The organism is Pseudomonas sp. BF-B-15, assembly GCF_019946675.1.
GTDB classification, from domain to species: domain Bacteria; phylum Pseudomonadota; class Gammaproteobacteria; order Pseudomonadales; family Pseudomonadaceae; genus Aquipseudomonas; species Aquipseudomonas migulae.
The window spans coordinates 25,998-44,934 of sequence record NZ_JAGYFZ010000007.1; the positions used below are offsets into that span (position 1 = coordinate 25,998).

At 54.5% G+C, this 18,937-nt stretch carries 20 protein-coding genes; 8 read left to right on the forward strand and 12 right to left on the reverse strand.

All coding sequences use genetic code 11. The features are described from left to right. Positions 1–109: 109 nt before the first annotated feature. Together KGA97_RS03880 and KGA97_RS03885 are read right to left on the reverse strand one after the other, a co-directional pair. Positions 110–2,011, reverse strand: coding sequence for a potassium transporter Kup (locus KGA97_RS03880; protein ID WP_223450187.1), 1,902 nt, complete (start codon positions 2,009–2,011; stop codon positions 110–112). A gap of 243 nt (positions 2,012–2,254) precedes the next feature. After that, positions 2,255–2,644 (reverse strand): YkvA family protein, encoded by a 390-nt coding sequence (locus KGA97_RS03885; protein WP_223450186.1) that lies wholly within the window; start codon positions 2,642–2,644, stop codon positions 2,255–2,257. 414 nt (positions 2,645–3,058) lie between these two features. On the opposite strand from KGA97_RS03885, the gene KGA97_RS03890 reads away from it, so the two are divergent. After that, entirely contained in the window at positions 3,059–4,528 is a 1,470-nt protein-coding gene (locus tag KGA97_RS03890; RefSeq protein WP_223450185.1) for a sensor histidine kinase, read from the forward strand. A gap of 138 nt (positions 4,529–4,666) precedes the next feature. Here KGA97_RS03890 and KGA97_RS03895 read toward each other — a convergent pair whose 3' ends face one another. The 4 genes from KGA97_RS03895 to KGA97_RS03910 all read right to left on the reverse strand — a co-directional run bounded on the left by KGA97_RS03895 (position 4,667) and on the right by KGA97_RS03910 (position 8,370). Further along, positions 4,667–5,803 (reverse strand): nickel/cobalt efflux protein RcnA, encoded by a 1,137-nt coding sequence (locus tag KGA97_RS03895; RefSeq protein ID WP_223450184.1) that lies wholly within the window; start codon positions 5,801–5,803, stop codon positions 4,667–4,669. A 7-nt stretch (positions 5,804–5,810) separates the two neighbouring features. Next, positions 5,811–6,110 (reverse strand): metal-sensing transcriptional repressor, encoded by a 300-nt coding sequence (locus KGA97_RS03900; RefSeq protein WP_101209371.1) that lies wholly within the window; start codon positions 6,108–6,110, stop codon positions 5,811–5,813. 191 nt (positions 6,111–6,301) lie between these two features. Further along, positions 6,302–7,690, reverse strand: coding sequence for a heavy metal sensor histidine kinase (locus KGA97_RS03905; RefSeq protein ID WP_223450183.1), 1,389 nt, complete (start codon positions 7,688–7,690; stop codon positions 6,302–6,304). Beyond that, complete coding sequence (locus KGA97_RS03910) at positions 7,687–8,370, reverse strand: heavy metal response regulator transcription factor (protein WP_223450182.1); 684 nt, start codon at positions 8,368–8,370, stop codon at positions 7,687–7,689. The genes KGA97_RS03905 and KGA97_RS03910 overlap by 4 nt, the downstream gene beginning before the upstream one ends. 245 nt (positions 8,371–8,615) lie before the next feature. Here KGA97_RS03910 and KGA97_RS03915 point away from each other — a divergent pair, with 245 nt between their 5' ends. Continuing rightward, positions 8,616–9,062, forward strand: a complete 447-nt coding sequence (locus KGA97_RS03915; RefSeq protein WP_223450181.1) for a DUF411 domain-containing protein — start codon at positions 8,616–8,618, stop codon at positions 9,060–9,062. A gap of 51 nt (positions 9,063–9,113) precedes the next feature. On the opposite strand, the gene copD is transcribed toward KGA97_RS03915, so the two are convergent. From copD to KGA97_RS03940, 5 genes are all read right to left on the reverse strand, one after another. Beyond that, on the reverse strand, positions 9,114–10,049 hold the full coding sequence (copD, locus tag KGA97_RS03920) for a copper homeostasis membrane protein CopD (RefSeq protein WP_223450180.1): 936 nt from the start codon (positions 10,047–10,049) through the stop codon (positions 9,114–9,116). Between the two features lie 2 nt (positions 10,050–10,051). Beyond that, entirely contained in the window at positions 10,052–10,435 is a 384-nt protein-coding gene (copC, locus tag KGA97_RS03925; protein ID WP_223450179.1) for a copper homeostasis periplasmic binding protein CopC, read from the reverse strand. A 69-nt stretch (positions 10,436–10,504) separates the two neighbouring features. Beyond that, entirely contained in the window at positions 10,505–11,446 is a 942-nt protein-coding gene (locus tag KGA97_RS03930; protein WP_223450178.1) for a copper resistance protein B, read from the reverse strand. 10 nt (positions 11,447–11,456) lie between these two features. Further along, positions 11,457–13,322, reverse strand: coding sequence for a copper resistance system multicopper oxidase (locus tag KGA97_RS03935; protein WP_223414708.1), 1,866 nt, complete (start codon positions 13,320–13,322; stop codon positions 11,457–11,459). Positions 13,323–13,472: 150 nt separating this feature from the next. Beyond that, on the reverse strand, positions 13,473–13,682 hold the full coding sequence (locus KGA97_RS03940) for a co-regulatory protein PtrA N-terminal domain-containing protein (RefSeq protein ID WP_223450177.1): 210 nt from the start codon (positions 13,680–13,682) through the stop codon (positions 13,473–13,475). 285 nt (positions 13,683–13,967) lie between these two features. Here KGA97_RS03940 and KGA97_RS03945 point away from each other — a divergent pair, with 285 nt between their 5' ends. The 6 genes from KGA97_RS03945 to KGA97_RS03970 all read left to right on the forward strand — a co-directional run bounded on the left by KGA97_RS03945 (position 13,968) and on the right by KGA97_RS03970 (position 18,463). Beyond that, positions 13,968–14,363 carry a hypothetical protein gene (locus tag KGA97_RS03945; protein WP_223450176.1) on the forward strand — a complete coding sequence of 132 codons (396 nt, stop codon included), beginning with the start codon at positions 13,968–13,970 and terminating at the stop codon, positions 14,361–14,363. A gap of 99 nt (positions 14,364–14,462) precedes the next feature. Beyond that, positions 14,463–14,864: a hypothetical protein gene (locus KGA97_RS03950; protein ID WP_150747173.1), complete on the forward strand. Its 402-nt coding sequence runs from the start codon at positions 14,463–14,465 to the stop codon at positions 14,862–14,864. 125 nt (positions 14,865–14,989) lie between these two features. After that, complete coding sequence (locus KGA97_RS03955) at positions 14,990–15,241, forward strand: DUF2933 domain-containing protein (RefSeq protein WP_223414714.1); 252 nt, start codon at positions 14,990–14,992, stop codon at positions 15,239–15,241. A gap of 90 nt (positions 15,242–15,331) precedes the next feature. Continuing rightward, positions 15,332–17,602: a heavy metal translocating P-type ATPase gene (locus KGA97_RS03960; RefSeq protein ID WP_223450204.1), complete on the forward strand. Its 2,271-nt coding sequence runs from the start codon at positions 15,332–15,334 to the stop codon at positions 17,600–17,602. A gap of 114 nt (positions 17,603–17,716) precedes the next feature. Continuing rightward, on the forward strand, positions 17,717–17,989 hold the full coding sequence (locus tag KGA97_RS03965) for a heavy-metal-associated domain-containing protein (protein ID WP_223414717.1): 273 nt from the start codon (positions 17,717–17,719) through the stop codon (positions 17,987–17,989). Between the two features lie 27 nt (positions 17,990–18,016). Next, positions 18,017–18,463 carry a DUF411 domain-containing protein gene (locus KGA97_RS03970; RefSeq protein ID WP_223450175.1) on the forward strand — a complete coding sequence of 149 codons (447 nt, stop codon included), beginning with the start codon at positions 18,017–18,019 and terminating at the stop codon, positions 18,461–18,463. Between the two features lie 169 nt (positions 18,464–18,632). Here KGA97_RS03970 and KGA97_RS03975 read toward each other — a convergent pair whose 3' ends face one another. After that, positions 18,633–18,911 (reverse strand): hypothetical protein, encoded by a 279-nt coding sequence (locus KGA97_RS03975; protein WP_223450174.1) that lies wholly within the window; start codon positions 18,909–18,911, stop codon positions 18,633–18,635. Positions 18,912–18,937 lie beyond the last annotated feature (26 nt).

Sequence of the window (18,937 nt, forward strand, 5' to 3'; positions counted from 1 at the left end):
CCGGAACTGGCACTACGTGGCAGCCCCGTAGGCATGTGTTCGCGTTCGCGCGTCATCACCTGAGTGTCGTATACCCATAACGCTTAACGCGATCTCCGCTGATCCATCACTACATTTCGACCTGTGTGCCCAACTCGATGACCCTGTTCAATGGCAACTTGAAGTACTTCAGGTTGCTGTTGGCGTTCTTGAGCAAAAACGCAAACAAATACTCGCGCCACTTTGCCATACCAATGCGCTTGGTCGGGATAACCGTCTCACGGCTCAGGAAATAGGTCGTGCGCATAGGACTGAAATCAAGTTCGGGCAAATGGCAGGCACGCAACGCTTGGGGGACATCGGGCTCTTCGGTAAAACCAAAGTGCAGACTGACCCGAAAGAAACCTTCGCCAAAGGATTCAACTTCGAATCGACGGTCGACAGGCACTCGCGGGCTGTCTTCGGAGACCACAGTCAACAACACCACCTGCTCATGCAAGACCTGGTTATGCAGCAGGTTGTGCAGCAGCGCATGGGGAACAGCATCGGCCCTGGCTGTCAGGAACACTGCCGTACCTTGCACACGATGGGGTGGTTGCGTACGAAGACTGCTGATGAATATCGGTAAAGGAAGTGAGGTTTCATCCAGCCGCTCGACGATGATCTTGCGTCCCCGCTTCCAGGTTGTCATCAAGATGAACAGGCCGATACCGGCAATCACCGGGAACGCACCGCCCTGAAAAATCTTCGGCGCATTGGCTGCGAAATACAGACTGTCCACCAGCAGAAAGCCAAGCAACATCGGGATGGCCAACCAGCGCGGCGTTTTCCACAGGAGCAGGACGACCGCCGAGGACAAAATGGTGGTGATCAGCATGGTTCCCGTCACCGCAACCCCATAAGCCGCAGCCAAGGCGCTAGATGACTCGAAACCGATCACCAGCAGCACAACACCCACCATCAACGCCCAGTTGACGGTGCCAATGTATATCTGCCCCTGCTCCTGGCTGGAGGTGTGCTGGATAAACATGCGAGGTACGTAACCCAGCTGAATGGCCTGGCGAGTCAGCGAGAACGCGCCGGAGATTACGGCTTGAGACGCGATGATCGTCGCCAGCGTAGACAGAGCCACCATCGGCAACAGCGCCCAGTCAGGTGCCAGTAAATAGAACGGATTGCGCACCGCTTCCGGGTTTCCCAGGATCAATGCGCCCTGGCCAAAATAATTGAGTGCCAGACCGGGCAAAACGAGAATAAACCAGGCACGTGAAATCGGTTTGCGACCAAAGTGGCCCATGTCGGCATACAAGGCTTCAGCACCGGTCAGTGACAGGACGACAGCGCCCAGAATCGCCACACCAATGCCCGGATGAACAACGAAGAAACGCACCGCCCAAACGGGATTGAGCGCTTGCAACACTTCGGGCTGCTGCAAAATACCGTAGATCCCTAGAGCCCCCAGCACCACAAACCACAACACCATGACCGGGCCAAACAGGATGCCGATCCGGGCTGTGCCGTGTTTCTGGATCAGGAACAACGCTACCAACACCACCACTGACAGTGGCACAACCCAGTGCTCTATGCCGTCAAACGCCAACTCAAGCCCTTCAACCGCTGACAGCACCGAAATGGCTGGGGTGATCATGCTGTCCCCGTAAAACAATGCAGCACCGAACAGTCCCAGCAGAACCAGGACTTTGCTCATGTAGGGGTAAGGTGCCGCCGCGCGGCGGGCCAAAGCCGTCAACGCCATAATGCCGCCTTCACCCTGATTGTTGGCGCGCAGGATGAACAGCACGTACTTGATGGAGACAACCCAGATCAGTGACCAGAAGATCAACGACAGAATGCCCAGTACGCCGTCGTGATTTAACTGAACGCCGTAGTGACCGGAAAACACTTCTTTGAGCGTATAGAGGGGGCTGGTGCCAATGTCCCCATAAACCACTCCGACAGCGGCAACAAGCAAGGCCACTCCTGACGTTTTGGTTTCGGAGCCGTCATTCGCACTGGTCACTGTTTTACTCAAGGGGCGTTTCTCTCAAACGGCGGGAAGGAACTGCATGCCATCCTTGGGCAATACGTTTTGCCAGAGCCGTTGGAGGCTCGGGCACATGGTCGATATAAAATCGCGGCCAGTATCGTTGCGAACGAAAGCAGCAACCGTAAAGAATGCGTAAAAATTTAATGCGTTCACGGAGCCGATTGCCTACCTTCACCACCGACAATTGACGGTTGTGGATTCAACCACCCAGTAAAAAAACGGTTTAATTCAGAGAACGTAAGCCCACCAAACACCCACAGCAGCAATAAGCCAGACTAATACAATGACCACCGCAGCAAATCTGCTCACTGGCCGCTTCTCACGGCTTTCCTCCCACTTGATCGTTTTGACCAGACACTCCTTTAGCACCTGCGCAGGCATCAGCCGGATAGCGAGAAGTATGCCAAGCGGCAGAATGATCACGTCGTCCAAATACCCCAACACAGGAATGAAATCGGGAATGAGGTCGATAGGACTCAACGCATACGCCACAACAAAAACCGAAATCCATTTGGGTAACCAGGGTGTTTGTGGATGTTGATAACAAAACCAAAGCACCATGGTTTGCCGCTTTAGCGTTCTAGCCCAGCAACGTAGACGATCCAGTATGCGTTTCATGTCGTAATTGCCGTTACCTGAAGGAGCGTGTCTGCGAGCGTAGCGTCTTGGGTGATGAATCGATTGGGTCATCAATAGCATGTCGTGATCGGCCGCATAGTCACATGTGGGTACTGCCCAACGCAGCGCTCAATCCAAAATAGTCACTCACTATTCACATATCCTTTCGTAGGGGGTGATGGCCCCAACATTGGCTGTATTTCCCCACTTCCCGCATTTACCTTTCGTGCTGACGTTATTGCCAAGACATTCAATTTGCCCCGTTTCAAGCATTGAAACAGTCGAACATCGGTTGGATTGCTAACCTGGCTAAGCCCTGAGTTGCTGGCATAGAGAATGCTAGGTCTTCCTCTACGATTCGTTGAGTGATTCAAGCGGATACAACTGGCTAAGCAGTGCGAACAGGACACTCCCATGCAGCCATTATCGGTTTTTTTCAGACGTCAGCCTTGGGAAGCAGCCGACTCAATTGCGCCGACCAAACCGCCCAACCTCTTGCGTTGGTTTTCGATCATCAGCTTCATCCTGATCAGCGCCATAGCCATTGGGCTGGGTTTTGTGTCGACGCGCTTTCTGGTCATCGAAAGCCTGGAGCGCGACGCGCTGTTGTCAGCGCAATTTATCCAAACCATTGCCAAAGGTGAATTACGTCACCACGGGTTGGACGGGATGCGGATGGGTGACGTTTTGGCCGCCACCCAATATGGGATGCTCTCAGAAGAAATGGCGCTGAACAGGCACCGGGCCCGCTCTGAGTTCCTCGACCACCTTTCGCACCTCCCGGACTCACTCCTAATCAGCATCTACTCGCCGCTTCGGACGGTGATGTGGTCGACCAATCCGCAACTGATCGGACAACGTTTTCTAAACGATAAGGCACTTGAAGCGGCATTCAGCTCGAAAGACCGAGTTTCCACCAAATACAGCAATGCGGATGAACGCCGGCCCGAACAGCAGTTCTTGCTCGCTCCCAAAATGTTCTTTATAGAGAGCTACATCCCCTTGGTAGATGATCTGGGCAATACGCTGGCGGTGGTGGAGATTTACAAGGAACCGGCCGATCTAAGCGAACGGCTCAATCGTGGCCACTGGATAATTTGGCTGTCTACCGCCGTGGGCGGCCTGCTGCTTTATTTCGGGCTGTATTGGCTTGTTCGACGGGCATCGATTCAATTAGCGTCACAGGAAGCCCAGCTCGTCGCCAACAAGACCTATGTGGGCTTGGTCGAGATGTCCACGGCGGTCGCTCATAGTTTGCGTAACCCGCTGGCCTGCATCCGCTCCAGCGCAGAATTGGCAAGCGAAATGGACGGCCAACCCGCGACGAAGAACATCGAAGATATTGTTAGCCAAGTGGATCGAATGGCGCAGTGGGTACACGAATTGCTGATGTGCTTACGACCGATCCGTGGAGAGGCAGAACTGGTAGAGCCGATGATTGTGGTACAGGCGACACTGGCCAGCTACAGCGCACAACTAGCTCAATCAAGAATCCAGGTCGAGTTCAACAATGAGCCCACCCCACGGATCATTAGTAATCCGCTTTTACTTTCCCAAATTCTGAATAGCGTCATTGCCAATGCCGTCGAGGCAATGCCGGGCGGCGGAAAGCTAACCATCCAGGCGGGTGTGGATGACACCCATCAATGGTTGCATCTCATCATCGCTGACACCGGGGATGGAATATCACGGCAACAGGAAATGATGGCTTTCAAGACCTTCTACACCACCAAGCAAGGTAAGCTGGGTATAGGGTTGATCATGGTGAAGCAGATCATGGAAAGTTTTGGAGGAGAAGCCAGCCTGACCCACCACGAAGACCAGGGAACGTCCGTGCACCTAAGTTTCAGGGTTGTGGAGAGAAGAGCCAGTGGGTTGCGCTAACTGGCCTCCACAAATGTGAAGAGGCTGCTTGAACTTAAGCCCAGTCCAGGACTTGGCTGGGCTTTTTGCATTAGTGACAGCGGTAGTCGTCACTTGTGGGGTCGCGATGGCAACCTCTATCTAGCACTCAGTGCCTCGTTAGGCGGTCAGTCCCATCCAGCCATGGAACCCTACATAGAGGCCAACACTGATGATTAACACGCTGGAAAGGTAAGGTGCGCGACGAGCAACGGTGCCCAGCCATGGCCAGCGGTTTGAAGCCTGTTTAGCACCAATGGCCGCAGCAGCACCCACAGTCACCAACGTGATCGCCAAGCCAATGCTGAAGCACAGGACGAGCATGCCTCCCAGCGCGACCTCTTTAACCTGAAGACACAGCAACAGGACGGTAATGGCGGCAGGACAAGGAATCAGACCGCCAGTCAGACCGAACATGACGATCTGGCCCGTGGTGACCTCTCGGTTGGTGAAGCGCTTACGGATATCGTTGGCATGCGCACGTTCATGCGCATCCTGGTAGCCATCAATCGACAACTCCAGGCCTTCCAGTTCGGAATGTGCGTGCCCATGGTCATGCTCCTGGTACTCCAAGTCGTAATCATGGGAGTGACCCGCATGCCCGAGACTCAAGCGAGCACTGAATTCATGAGGCTCTGGAATATTGACCTTCGATTCCAGGAAGCCTTCGCGCTCGACGAATGAAAACGTTTGAGTGCTGCCGTCTGGACGGGTAGTAGTGAGACGAACGTCTGAAGCAGGCCAGATATGCCCGGTCAACGCCTTCAAGCGCCAGTGCGGTGGCATACCCTCTTCAAAGACAGACAGTTCGATGCGCCCGTGGCCGGTATCGATTCGATGGGTCTCATCATGATGACCATGCTCATGCTCGCCGTGGTGGTGATGATCAACTTGCTCGAACTTGAACATCTGCTCACCGCGCCAGGTACGCCACAGCATCCACAGGGCAATTACGATAATCAGTGCAGAAGACGCGAGCTGGAAGTACGGCTCAGTGGTTTGAGCGTCCAGACCTTTGCCCAGGTACATACCACCGATGGCGACCAACCACACCACAGCGGTGTGCGACAGCGTCGCGGCCAAACCCAACAAAACAGCCTGTTTTACCGAGCCACGGATGGCCACGATAAAGGCCGCCATCATGGTTTTTGAATGGCCCGGTTCTAGGCCATGCAAGGCACCGAGCAAAATAGCGCTCGGGAAATACAGCCAGGCGTGAGCCCCGCCTTGTTGCAGCAGTTCAGCGAAGTTGGGCATGTCAGACCTAGAGGTACTTGGTGATTTGCTTGAAGGCTTCCAGCGGTGCGCGCTCGCCATTACCTAACGCCGAAACGGTGTCCTCAAGGCAGTGATCGATGTGATCCTGGATGAGCGTGCGCTTCGCCTGGCAGACCGCTTTTTCGACAGCGTGCAACTGCTGAGCAATGTCCACGCATTCACGACCCTCTTCGATCATGGTGATGATGCCGCGTAAATGGCCATCAGCCCGCTTGAGGCGCTTGATGATCGCCTCGTGACTTTGGTGGGTGTGCGGATGGCTATGTTGGTGTTCTTGCTCACTCATGGCTTGAGCCTCGGGCCTCAATGAATTACGCCGGCATCCTATCCCCCCCGGGGGGATAGGTCAAACGTATCAAAACCCGATAAGACGAGTTGAAGCCCGAACGCCATGTTCAGCAGAACACTCACAATGACGGTGGTACTCACGTTTGTTCTTGCCATGTTTGTGGACAGGGCCGGGCGATCTCTTTGCTTTCACTCGTGGTCAGCAGGCCACGCGGGTAGGCTGATCATAAAGGTCGTATAACCTTCTCTGGAGTCACATCCAACGGTGCCGTCATGGGCGTCAACCAGTGATTTGACGATTGCCAGCCCTAACCCCGCATGGTTCGTAGCGCTCTCTCTCCGTGCGGGATCGACTCGGTAAAAACGGTCAAACAGCCGGGGCAGATGCTCTACCGCTATCTCCTCGCCGGGGTTTTTCACTGAAAAGCTGATCATGTCGCCAAGGGGCTCGATTTTCACGGAGATCGTACAGTCAGGTGGGGTATACCTGAGCGCATTGGACAGCAAATTTGAGATCGTCCGATCCAGCATCGTCCTGTCACCATTCACCGCGCCGTGCCCGACTACCTGCAGCTTTACCCCTGTGTCGTCTGCCAGAAGCTGGTAATACTCGAACAATTTTTCGACGACCGAACGCAACTCGACTTTCTCTTTGGCAGGTAGAACCAGACCGTTGTCCGACTTTGCTAAGAAAAGCATGCCGTCAATAATGCTGGAGAGTCGGTTCAGATCTTCCAGGTTGGAATAAAGATTCTCTTCATAATCCTCTGGTGCACGTTTCTTTGTGAGGATGACTTCGGTGTGTGTGCGCAGATTGCTGATAGGAGTACGTAGCTCGTGCGCGATATCGGCTGAAAAGTTAGACAACCGAGCAAATGATTCTTCCAGGCGAGCAAGCATAGCGTTGAACGAAGTGACGAGGAGCTCTAGCTCGCGAGGCACGGAGTCCATGGGAATCCGCTCTTTCAGCGATCCGGCTGACATCGAGGCCGCGACTTGCGTCACTTGGGCAACTGGCTTCAGCCCGCTCCGCGCCACCAGCCACCCTAAACCTGCGCTGACCAAGGCGCTAATTGCCAGCCCGATCACCAACCACCAGCGCAGAGTTTCAACGAAATGCATATGGCTTGTGACGTCTAGACTCAACCACGCGGTCAGTGGCTCAGCTTCATTCGCCAAATGAACTTGGGCTTTCATGCCTCTGTACATATGGCTTCCAGCTGTCCACTCCCACATATCTTCCCTTGGATCACCAGAGGAGGAAGGAGGATGTCCAACTGCATTTGAAGTTGCGAAGAACGTCTTCCCTCCCTTCGCGATAATTGAGGCTGAGAGTTCCTGGTGAGCACCTAGGAGAGCTTGCAGTTGCAACACAACTTCTGAAGGTTCTGCAGAGCCAGCTTCGCCATCCATTATTTGCCGAATGGATTCGAGCTTTTCCGTCATCGATTGACGGTCGAGGGCCTTGAAGTGATGTTGGCTGAATCCGTCAAAAGTAAAGCCTGCAACTACCAGCACGGCGACCACGGCACAGACAAACATCATGCTTAAACGGAGGGTAAGAGATGCGCGCTTCATTCAGTATCCGGAGCATCTAGCATGTACCCCATTCCCCTCGCGGTCTGAATCATCTTGGTGTCGAAATCGTCATCGATTTTGGCCCGGAGCCGACGAATCGCGACTTCGATCACGTTAGTGTCACTGTCGAAGTTCATGTCCCAAACCTGCGATGCGATCAGTGATTTCGGCAAGACTTCTCCCCGACGGCGCATCAGCAGCTCTAGCAGCGAAAATTCCTTGGCGGTAAGGTCAATGCGTCGACCTGAGCGCGAGGCCCGTCGCTTTAGAAGATCGACCTCCAGATCCCCGATCTTAATAGATGTCTGGTTGGGTACGGCGGCGCCACGGCGAAGCAAGCTTCTGACGCGGGCAAGCAATTCAGAAAATGCGAAGGGTTTGACTAGATAATCGTCCGCACCTAACTCCAAGCCTTTGACTCGGTCATCAACTCCGTCCCTGGCAGTCAGAAACAGCACAGGAACCGAGTTCCCGGCTGTGCGGACAGATCGAATGATCTCCCAGCCATCCAGGCCCGGCATCATTACGTCCAGGATTAGAAGATCGTAGGCCTCATTTAGCGCCTGGTGTAACGCCTCTGTTCCCGTCACAACCCGGTCGACACTGAAGCCGGCCTCCAAGAGGCCTTGCTGTAGGTACATTCCAATTTTGGGTTCGTCTTCTGCAACCAAGATTTTCATGCAGGGGCTCCGGTTTTGCGGTGTTCTAGTGTGCTACCAATCTGACGACTGTGCGGAAGCTTACGCAAATGTAATTGCCCCAACAGCAAACGGATAGCTCCTAGTCGGCAGCTTACAAAAACGTAATCGGCAATCTGAGCTTTTTGCGCTTAACCTGCCTTCCATCCAGTGCGGAAGCACGACTCCTGGCCTACGGCCAGTGCATAGAGCGCAACCACACACTAAAACGTGACGAGGTGCATCGAATGTTCAAACGAAAGCTATCGCTTGCTATGGGATTGATGATTTGTGGGGTTGTGCAGGCAGCTGAGCCACTCACAATCGATGTACATCGGGACGCGAACTGCGGGTGCTGCAAGGAATGGGTCAAGCACCTCGAATCGAATGGATTCAAGGTGGTCGACCACGTGGAAACCAACATGAGCGCTATCAAGCAGAACCTGGGCGTGCCACAGGGACTCGCTTCATGCCATACGGCTGTGATTGACGGCAAATTCGTAGAGGGTCATGTCCCAGCCGATGAAATCAAGAAGCTGAATGGTCGTTCAGACCTCGCAGGAATTGCAGTGCCAGGCATGCCCGCAGGTTCTCCTGGTATGGACTACGGCCAGAATCATCAACCTTACCAAGTCCTGGGGCTCACCAAGGCAGGTGCGCAAGAAGTGGTCGCTGACTACCCCATCAGCCGATAGTCGTTGCTCAGATCTGAGCGCCCTTGGGGCCGCTCGGATCTAGCTCCTGGATCACCCTTGAGCCATCTCGATTGAGGGGCTCAATGTTCCTAGCCAAGCCACCAAGCAAACGATGACGACAGCACAGGTCGATTCGATCACCACACTTTTTCTCAAAGCAGTTGCTGCTAGAGAAAAATCACCGGCCACCACAGACCGCTCTAGTGAAGGGCTCAGGTAGAAACGATTGAGGGTAGCCAGCCCGATCATGCCCACGAAAAGTAGGATCTTCACGAGTAGGAGAGCGCCATAGGTGCTGGTTACGACTTCGATTACTGTCGGCCCGACGATGAAGAGATAATTAGCGACGCCAGTAACTATGATCGTACCAACAATGAATGCGCCCGCTGTTTCGAATCCCCTGAGCGCTCGCGATAGCACTCTTACCAATTGCTCCGAATTAGCCCCCCTAATACTCAACATCAGACCAAACGCCGCGAGAGCTCCGATCCATCCGCCAGCGGCAAGTAGGTGCAGAATATCAGCGGCAAAGTGCCAGAATCGCAGGGCGCCTTCATCCATCGCCCCGTGACCTGTCCATGGGATTGTCGCTAAGGCAATGCTGCCCGCAATGGTAGCGACCCAGAGACTGCCCGTCGGCCATCGCCTGTTCTGGCTTCCAGCAAAAATCACCACTGCTAGCGAGATCATGCGTGTCACCCAGCTGTAGCCGACCTCAGTCTCGTACAGCATCATTTCCATGTGAGGTCGCAGCTCCGCCCAGTCGGATGCGCCGCTCATATTTTTTGTCATAACTACAAAAGCTGCTATGGACAAAAGCATACCTATAACAGCGGTGCCAGGTAGTAGCGACCCAAAATGCAACAGCGTCCCCGATACACGCTCTTTTCCCCGAAAGCTGTATAGCCCAAAGACGGCAAGACCGAACAGGAGCATAAGATCCAGGTAAAGCGCGAGGCGCAGTACCACATTCAAAGGGTCGCTCATGCTTATTTCACTTTGAAAGTAACGCTGCCGGTAATCGGATGGGTATCGGAGGAAACCGCTCGCCATTCCACTTTGTAGGTGCCAGCTGTGAGAGGAGAGGCCGGGGTCAAGACCATGGTTTTAGGATCGTTACTGCCGGCCACGCTGGCTTTCACACCCATAGGCGAGTGTGACATGCCAGGCATGTCGGTCATGATCAACTTGGCTCCTGAAAACTGGGTAACCAAGTTTTCAGAAAAGTGCAGCTCAATCTTTGCTGGAGCTGGGCCGCTCTCGCCTTCAGCCGGAGTCGAAGACACCAGTTTCGGGTGAGCCTGGGTAACTGCACTGAGCAGAAGGCTGGATGAAAGAGCGACGGCCACAACACAGGATTTAAATACAGACATGCAAGGCTCCTCACAGCGCGTAGCTGTTGTAATGAGGTTATATAATTATTTGGTGCCGCTAACTGTGGTTTAGAACCACACCCGTACGCCGAGCACCAGGCGTGCTTCGTTACTGTCGTCGCCTTCCTCGCTGGCATAGTCAGCGGTCTTTCCATAAGCCCGATTCCAAGTCACGCCTACATAAGGTGCGAACTCTGGACGGATTTCGTATCGGAGCCGCAAACCGACTTCACTCTCAGACAGCCCTGAACCAACTCCACGTTTGGGATCGTTTTTGCCATAGAAATTGAATTCTGCCGTCGGTTGCAAAATCAGCTTATTGGTTAGGAGAATGTCGTAGTCACCTTCCAGCCGCGCTGCGGTCTGGCCGCCTTCACCCAAATAAGCAGTAGCCTGGGCCTCGAAATTGTAGAGCGCCAAGCCCTGGATACCGAAAGCCGCCCACGTTTGAGGGTCGCCTGGTTTGAAGTCTTGACGAACGCCGCCGACTAGATCCCACCAAGGGCTGATGGCGTGTCCCCATAAAGCTTGAACCTCAGCTTCTTCAGTCTTCCCATTGGTACGCTCGCCTTCGGAGCGCAACCATAGACGATCAACATCTCCCCCTATCCAACCTTGGGCTTCCCAATTCAGTGCGCTTCCATCGTCAGCATCCTGCCATTCCAACTTCTCAAATATAAAAAATGAGTTGAGGGCTGTGTCATGAACCGCGTGACCACCAGGGGACTTATAGACAGCGGCTCTGTCGGCATCAGTCAATTGCGGTATCGGCGTCCGGCTTTGGGTCTGCGGTTGTTGCTTGGCGGGCTGCATACCCTCCATTTTGCTGTGATCCATACCCTGCATCTGGCTGTGATCCATACCCTGCATCTGGCCGTGATCCATAGTCTGCATCTGCCCGTCTTCGGTACCCTGGCTTGTTTCAGCGGCTGCGGGGAAGACAAAACCAGCGGTCAGAGCGACCGTAAACACAGCTGAGTGCATGCGAGTCCCGCAAAGAAAATTGCTCATAGTCGACTCCTTATTCCTCTACACGCACTTCGCGGAACATCCCCATTTCCATGTGGTACAGGAGATGGCAGTGATAGGCCCAGCGTCCCAGTGCATCGGCTGTCACTCGGTAACTGCGCTTTGATCCAGGCGGCATATCAATGGTGTGTTTGCGGACAAGGAATTGCCCGTTTTCATCTTCAAGGTCGCTCCACATGCCATGCAAGTGGATGGGATGAGTCATCATGGTGTCGTTGACGAGAACGATCCGGACTCGCTCGCCGTATTTCAGTTTTAAAGGCTCGGCGTCCGAAAACTTCACCCCATTGAAAGACCAGGAAAATTTCTCCATATGCCCGGTCAAGTGCAGTTCGATAGTTCGACTTGGCTCACGGCCATCTGGATCCTCAAACGTGCTCTTTAGGTCGGAATACGTCAGCACCTTTCGACCATTCTCGCGAAGGCCCATGCCAGGATCATCAAGCTTTGGCGACGTCGACATTGCCTGCATGTCGACGAGAGGATTGTTGGATTCTGTGGCTGGGTGCGACTGCATTTCTCCCATACCACTCATGCCGCCCATGGACATTTTGCTGTGATCCATCCCAGCCATGCTGTCCATGCCGGACATGTCTTGCGTAGCGCCATGGTTCATGCCTTTCATGGCACCGCCGTCCATGCCTGACATGCCCTCCATTGAGCTGTCCCCCATGCCGGCCATCTTGCTGTGATCCATTCCAGCCATATCGCCCATACCAGCCATCGCGCCATGATCCATACCGGCCATACCCATGTCGGCCATGGTGACGAGAGGACGTGGGTCTAGCTCAGGTACTGGAGCGGCCAAGCCAGACCGGACGGCCAAGGTGCCTCTTGCGTACCCCGACCGATCCATCGACTGCGCAAACAGTGTGTAGGCGTCCTGAGTTGGTTCGACGATCACATCGAAGGTCTCAGCTGTGGCGATCCTGAACTCGTCCACGCTTACGGGCTTAACATACTGGCCATCGGCAGCCACGACAGTCATCTTCAAACCCGGAATACGGACATCAAAGTAGCTCATGGCCGAACCATTGATGAACCTCAACCTAAGCTTTTCGCCAGGTTTGAAGGTGCCCGTCCAGTTGGAGTTCGGCGCGTGGCCGTTCATCAAGTAGGTGTATGTCGCGCCACTGACGTCTGCAATGTCAGTGGGATTCATCTTCATTTCTGCCCACATCTTGCGGTCAGCGACGGTAGCTGACCAACCTTTGTCAGCTACGTCATGTATGAAATCACTGACTGTACGTTTGTGGGTGTTGTAGTAGTCAGACTGCTTCTTCAATGTTTTCATCAACGAAGCAGGATCTTCATCCGTCCAGTCAGTAAGCATCACCACGTAGTCACGGTCATACTCAAATGGCTCGGGCTCTTTCGCGTCGATTACCAATGGGCCGTATACACCTACCTGTTCTTGGAAGCCGGAGTGACTGTGATACCAATACGTTCCATTCTGCTTAACCTTGAATTGATAGACGTACGTGCCGTTAGGCTCGATCCCATGGAAGCTAAGGCCCGGCACACCGTCCATATTCGCGGGGAGGATAATCCCGTGCCAGTGGATTGATGTCATATCCTTAAGGCGGTTCTTGACCCGCAAGGTCACGGTATCGCCCTCACGCCAGCGCAGCTGAGGCCCCGGAATCCCGCCATTGATTGTCATGGCAGTCCGGGCATTCCCAGTGATATTTACCGGTGTTTCTCCGATAAAGAGGTCGAACTCTGTACCTGACAGGACATTAGTCTCGCCCAAGCTACGGGCCGCCCATATAGGTGTATGCCAGAGGCCTAAGCCACCGAGAATCCCGCCTGCGGTGAGACCTTTCACAAAGGTGCGCCGAGAAGTTTTGGAATGCATACCGATTCATGTCCCGTCAGTCGGATGTCAGGTGCACGCACGTTAGCGTGTTCCCGAGGGTTCACGCTTTGGATAGCTAGTGCGCTTGATACATTGGAAGATGCCATAAGCCAGCAAACGGGGTGATTACATTTCCGTAAGCTGGGCGACTCAGCATTGATGCTTCTGCTCTTCAGCCGTGGGCTTTTCCTGTGCAATATCCTCTTGCACTTGCGATTGTGGGACGGGTTTTGTGGTGGTCATTGCCGTCTCGCGAGCTCGTTCCATGCGCTCAACCGCACGGTCGCCGCCACCTTCGGCAAAGGCCAGGGACGATATAGCCAAACTGAGTGTAAGAATCACAACGTTGGTTGCTTTCATAGTGCATCTCCTTCAAGGAATTGACTCTCGATGAAACCAGAGAGTTTGAGCGTCAGCTCGATGAGGATGATGAGGGGACGCACCTGTCAGCACGCTTAGCCGGTGATTACACTTTTGACAGCACACGGAGAAACTCAACATCTGAAAGATCGACGGGCGTCATAAAATTTGACCGCACCACAGAACCGACAGCCGGCTGCATAAATTGATGTAGATCAACCGTGGCATTTCAATGTGGCGTATGTTGAAAAAATAAAATCCGCTAATCAGTACCGGAGATTCTCCATGTTCTGGTTTCGCCATCGTCAACCAACGTTCATACGCCTCGCCATCGTGCTGTGGGTGTTAGCGTTTGGTCTGGCAGCGACCCAGGGATGTCTGGCACAGCCCAGCCACAATCCGGCTACAACTCATGTCTCGCTGATCACCGCGCAAGATCACGATAGCCACGACGCCCATGCCATCGGTTGCCTTCAGCACTGCGCCGATGCGGCAATAGCTGTAAGTCCTTCGCTCCATCTTCAAATATTTGACCTGTTCAGTTGGACGTTTCTGCTCCTTATCCCAGCGTTGCTAATTTTGTATCCCGCCAATCCCTCCGCTTTTGCCTTTCTTGCATTACTGCGCCCTGTACCGGCCAGACCTCCTGCCCGCCTGATTTTCGTCCGTTTCAACGATTAAACCGACCTTCTGCGCGCCGATCTTCGGCGCACTGTCTGACTGCGCCAACCTGGCGCGGCTCGGTATTACCTGAGTTGTCCTGACCCTTTGGAGATTGCCATGCATGCCACATTGAAATTTATCCTCGCCACCCTGCTCGTGAGCAGCCCACTTATCGCCTCGGCAGTCGATGAGCATCATCCGGAGGGGCAGACCGCGCCCGCCAAGACAAGCGAAGCAGCTACGCCGATGCAAAACAATGTCATGACCGAGCAAATGCAAAAAATGCAGGCTGCACACGACAAGGCAGCCGCCGCCAAGACCCCTGCCGAGCGACACGCCGCCATGCAGGAGAGCATGAAGACGATGAAGGACAGCATGGCCATGATGCATAAGAACTGTCATGGCAAGGGCATGGGCATGGACGGCAACAAAGACGGCATGGAGATGGGAATGATGAACATGATGATGAAAATGATGGATCAGCAATCGAGCATGATGAACATGCCGATGAGCAAGTGACGCGCACAAGTCTGTAGGCAATGCAGCGACGGTTTTACTTTAGCCAATATGCCAAGGGTAAAACTGCCGCCCGTTGCACCTTTACGACGTATCACTAAACAGCACTCCCTCAGGAGTACAGAACCATGATGAATTCACCACATTCCGCTAACACCTCTCCAACATTTTGGAGGAGCAAACCCGGCATAGCGCTGGGCATGCTGCTGGTGATCGTGCTGTTCTATCTGGCAAGAGAACACTACGGCCATATGCTGGGCTTACTGCCTTACATGATTTTGCTGTTGTGCCCGCTGATGCATTTTTTCGGGCACCACCACGGTGGTCACAGCCATCACGACGACACCTCAGCCTCAACCAAGGATGCGAACAGGAGTTAGCTCATGCACACCCCTGAGCTTCGTCAAGAGCACGACTTAATACAGAAGTCTGAACCTCAACCCACCGGCACCCATGATCCGGTATGTGGCATGACCGTCAGTAACGACAGCCAGTTCAGCACGGAGTATGAGGGGCAAAACTACCGGTTCTGCAGCCAGAAATGCCAAACGACCTTCAGGGCCGAGCCCGAGCGTTATCGAATATCTCAACTGAAAATCGAACCAGTCCATCAGAGAACAGTAGAACCGGTAACGGGCGCCGCTGAATACACATGTCCCATGCATCCGGAAATTCGCCAGATCGGCCCCGGCGTCTGCCCTAAGTGCGGCATGACCTTAGAGCCGGTGATTCCCGAATTGGAGGAAGAAGAGAACTTAGAACTCAAGGACTTCACCCGGCGCTTCTGGTGGACATTGCCACTGACAGTGATCGTAACCGTGCTGGCTATGGGTGGCCATGCTCTGGAGCTGTTCCATGGCACCACGCAAAATTGGGTCGAGCTGGGATTGGCTACACCCGTCGTGCTGTGGGCTGGCTGGCCGTTTTATGTGCGTGGTGTGCGTTCGGTGATTCAGCGAAGTCCGAACATGTGGACGCTAATCGGCCTCGGCACGGCGGCGGCCTTCCTTTACAGCGTCGTGGCCACCCTGACCCCCGATGTATTCCCCAGCAACTTCATGATGGAGGGCCGCATCGGTGTGTACTTCGAAGCGGCGGCTGTGATCATTTCACTGACCCTTCTCGGCCAGATGCTTGAGCTCAAGGCTCGCTCGCAAACCTCAGCTGCCATCAAGTCGTTGCTTGGACTGGCACCCAAAACTGCCCGACGGATCAATGCTGATGGCACGGAAGAAGACATCCCGCTGACACACGTACACAGCGGCGACACGTTACGTGTGCGACCGGGCGAAAAAGTGCCTGTCGACGGTCAGGTGTTGCAAGGCGAAAGCGCTGTAGATGAGTCGATGCTCACCGGCGAACCAATACCGATCATGAAGAGGGCCGGCGACGCGCTGATCGGAGCCACCCTCAACATCCACGGCAGTCTGGTGATGCAGGCGCAGAAGATAGGATCAGCGACCCTGCTCGCACAGATTGTGCAGATGGTTGTGCAGGCACAACGTTCAAAAGCGCCGATGCAACGGCTGGCAGACGTGATTGCCAGTTACTTTGTGATAGTAGTGATTGCTATCGCCGCGCTGACTCTACTCGGCTGGGGGCTTTGGGGGCCCGAGCCAAGTTGGGTGTTCGGACTAATCAACGCTGTCGCGGTCATGATCATCGCCTGTCCCTGTGCCCTTGGCCTAGCGACACCGATGTCAGTCATGGTTGCCACCGGCAAGGCTGCTGGCAGCGGCGTATTGTTTCGCGATGCCGCCGCCATCGAAAACCTGCGCAAGATAGACATCTTGATAGTCGACAAAACTGGCACCCTCACTGAAGGTCGACCAGCGTTCCATAGCGTCGAGGCCGTACACGGATTTACTCAGAATGAAGTGTTGCGCTTGGCCGCAAGTCTCGATCAGGGCAGTGAGCATCCATTGGCCCACGCCATCGTCGAGCAGGCTCGTGCCGCAGGGCTAAAACTGGTGACACCTGAAACCTTCGAGTCAGCCTCAGGTATTGGTGTAAGCGGTCAGGTCGAGGGTCGCCGCCTGATGCTAGGCAATACCGCGTTGATGCAGGAGGCCGGCGTTTCCACAGAGAGCTTGCAAGCACATGCCGAGAAGCTACGCGGTGACGGTACGAGCATCATGTACCTGGCAGTCAATGGCGCCCTTGCGGGTTTGCTGGCTGTTGCCGACCCCATCAAACCCACCACGAAGCTGGCCGTCGAGCGTCTGCAGGCGGATGGCGTCAAGGTCATCATGGCCACTGGCGACGGCCTTACGACTGCTCGCTCGGTAGCTCGCCAGTTGGGCATCGAGGAGGTGCACGGCGAGGTCAAACCGCAAGATAAAGAACGTCTGGTGGCATCTCTGCAACAAGCCGGACACCGCGTGGCGATGGCCGGCGACGGCATTAATGATGCCCCCGCACTGGCTCGCGCTGATGTAGGTATCGCCATGGGCACTGGCACTGATGTGGCGATGAACAGCGCTCAGGTCACCCTGGTCAAGGGCGATCTGCTCGGTATCCTGCGTGCTCGCAGCCTGTCAGTAGCAACGGTGAGAAATATGCACCAGAACCTGACCTTCGCCTTCCTTTACAACGCTATGGGCATCCCACTGGCTGCCGGCTTGTTCTATCCACTTACCGGTCACCTTCTGTCACCGCTCATTGCCGCACTGGCCATGAGCGTGAGCTCGGCGTCGGTGGTATTCAACGCCTTGCGTCTGCGCCAGGCGTCCTTTGATTGAGTGAAAACGACCGCTTGACCTTGCCATGGCGGCAAGGTTGACGATAAGCCAACGCCGCAGAAAAGCCTCATGCGTCAGTCTTTCCATGATCAACTTTGTTGTGAGGAGTCATCAATGAAAACTGTTGAACTGCGAGTCCAAGGCATGAGCTGTGGTTCATGTGTCAAACATGTCACCGAAGCGCTGCGCCCAGTTGAAGGCGTGAGTGACGTAGCGGTGGATTTACAAGCCGGACAGGTGAAGGTCAGCGGCGATTCGGACAGCCATGCGCTGCTTGCAGCCCTGGAGAACGCGGGCTATCCAGCACAGCTGGCGACAGTGGAAAGCGTAGAAAGTAAGAAATCCTCCGGTTGTGGCGGGAACGGCGGCGGTTGCTGCTGTCGGTAAGCATTATTTATAAACAGGAGAACTCCCATGAATGCCAGTCTGCGAATTGCTGCGTTCACGACACTACTCATGACCGGAGCGGCACAAGCCGCTGAAGTCATCGACGTTTACCGCGATCCTAACTGCGGCTGCTGCAAGGACTGGATAAAGTATCTTGAAGTTAATGGCTTCAGCGTGCGCGACCATGTCGAGCCCAACATGAGCGAAGTCAAACAGCGCCTCGGCGTCGCTCCACGCTTGGCCTCCTGTCATACCGCGATGATTGACGGAAAATTTGTCGAAGGCCATGTACCGGTAGCGCAGATTCTCGACCTGAAGAACCACCCCGACCTCGTCGGAGTTGCGGTGCCGGGTATGCCCGCTGGTTCGCCTGGAATGGAGTACGGCCAAACCAAACAGCCGTACCAGGTCATAGGTCAGACCCTAACGGGTACCGATCAAGTAGTCGCCGATTATCCTAGCAATTTACGTTAACCAACCCTGCCAGTGTCTGATAGTCCTGAGTCGCCTTAGCCTGGAAGCCGATGCGTCCGCTGAAATCTCCTGCTTCTTCAGCGTTCTCAAAATCACTGGCGTAGTGCAAACCATCTCAGCCCTATCGCTACCATCATGACGCTTTAGTCAAATGCTTGAAGCGTCGTCATCAGAAGTCTTCCTGCACCTCCCGAATGTCGACTTCGCCCATCGCTCCCAGGTGAATGTTCCGACAAGGTAACTTGGTGATGAATCCGCATTCGAAAAGCATCCTTGGTATTTCCGATAACAAGCTCGACACCTCCCATCTCTCGGTCAGCGGCTTCATTACCTCTGTAACGAATGAATCGAGGTCGAAGTCCTGCGTAGCGACAAATGGCCCGGCGCGGTCGTACCCTTCGAAAATGCCCGAGGCTATGCAGATGATTTCGCCTGCCTTGACGATCATGACACCACCTTGGAGTTACTCAGGAA

What these genes read in the sequence shown, in the direction of transcription:
- KGA97_RS03915 (WP_223450181.1), top strand. Translation starts at nt 8,616, where the DNA reads ATGTTCAAACGAAAGCTATCGCTTGCTATGGGATTGATGATTTGTGGG.
- KGA97_RS03905 (WP_223450183.1), bottom strand. Translation starts at nt 7,690, where the DNA reads ATGAAGCGCGCATCTCTTACCCTCCGTTTAAGCATGATGTTTGTCTGT.
- KGA97_RS03940 (WP_223450177.1), bottom strand. Translation starts at nt 13,682, where the DNA reads ATGAAAGCAACCAACGTTGTGATTCTTACACTCAGTTTGGCTATATCG.
- KGA97_RS03960 (WP_223450204.1), top strand. Translation starts at nt 15,332, where the DNA reads ATGACCGTCAGTAACGACAGCCAGTTCAGCACGGAGTATGAGGGGCAA.
- KGA97_RS03955 (WP_223414714.1), top strand. Translation starts at nt 14,990, where the DNA reads ATGATGAATTCACCACATTCCGCTAACACCTCTCCAACATTTTGGAGG.
- KGA97_RS03975 (WP_223450174.1), bottom strand. Translation starts at nt 18,911, where the DNA reads ATGATCGTCAAGGCAGGCGAAATCATCTGCATAGCCTCGGGCATTTTC.
- KGA97_RS03950 (WP_150747173.1), top strand. Translation starts at nt 14,463, where the DNA reads ATGCATGCCACATTGAAATTTATCCTCGCCACCCTGCTCGTGAGCAGC.
- copD (WP_223450180.1), bottom strand. Translation starts at nt 10,049, where the DNA reads ATGAGCGACCCTTTGAATGTGGTACTGCGCCTCGCGCTTTACCTGGAT.
- KGA97_RS03910 (WP_223450182.1), bottom strand. Translation starts at nt 8,370, where the DNA reads ATGAAAATCTTGGTTGCAGAAGACGAACCCAAAATTGGAATGTACCTA.
- KGA97_RS03900 (WP_101209371.1), bottom strand. Translation starts at nt 6,110, where the DNA reads ATGAGTGAGCAAGAACACCAACATAGCCATCCGCACACCCACCAAAGT.
- KGA97_RS03890 (WP_223450185.1), top strand. Translation starts at nt 3,059, where the DNA reads ATGCAGCCATTATCGGTTTTTTTCAGACGTCAGCCTTGGGAAGCAGCC.
- KGA97_RS03885 (WP_223450186.1), bottom strand. Translation starts at nt 2,644, where the DNA reads ATGAAACGCATACTGGATCGTCTACGTTGCTGGGCTAGAACGCTAAAG.
- copC (WP_223450179.1), bottom strand. Translation starts at nt 10,435, where the DNA reads ATGTCTGTATTTAAATCCTGTGTTGTGGCCGTCGCTCTTTCATCCAGC.
- KGA97_RS03945 (WP_223450176.1), top strand. Translation starts at nt 13,968, where the DNA reads ATGTTCTGGTTTCGCCATCGTCAACCAACGTTCATACGCCTCGCCATC.
- KGA97_RS03970 (WP_223450175.1), top strand. Translation starts at nt 18,017, where the DNA reads ATGAATGCCAGTCTGCGAATTGCTGCGTTCACGACACTACTCATGACC.
- KGA97_RS03965 (WP_223414717.1), top strand. Translation starts at nt 17,717, where the DNA reads ATGAAAACTGTTGAACTGCGAGTCCAAGGCATGAGCTGTGGTTCATGT.
- KGA97_RS03895 (WP_223450184.1), bottom strand. Translation starts at nt 5,803, where the DNA reads ATGCCCAACTTCGCTGAACTGCTGCAACAAGGCGGGGCTCACGCCTGG.
- KGA97_RS03930 (WP_223450178.1), bottom strand. Translation starts at nt 11,446, where the DNA reads ATGAGCAATTTTCTTTGCGGGACTCGCATGCACTCAGCTGTGTTTACG.
- KGA97_RS03935 (WP_223414708.1), bottom strand. Translation starts at nt 13,322, where the DNA reads ATGCATTCCAAAACTTCTCGGCGCACCTTTGTGAAAGGTCTCACCGCA.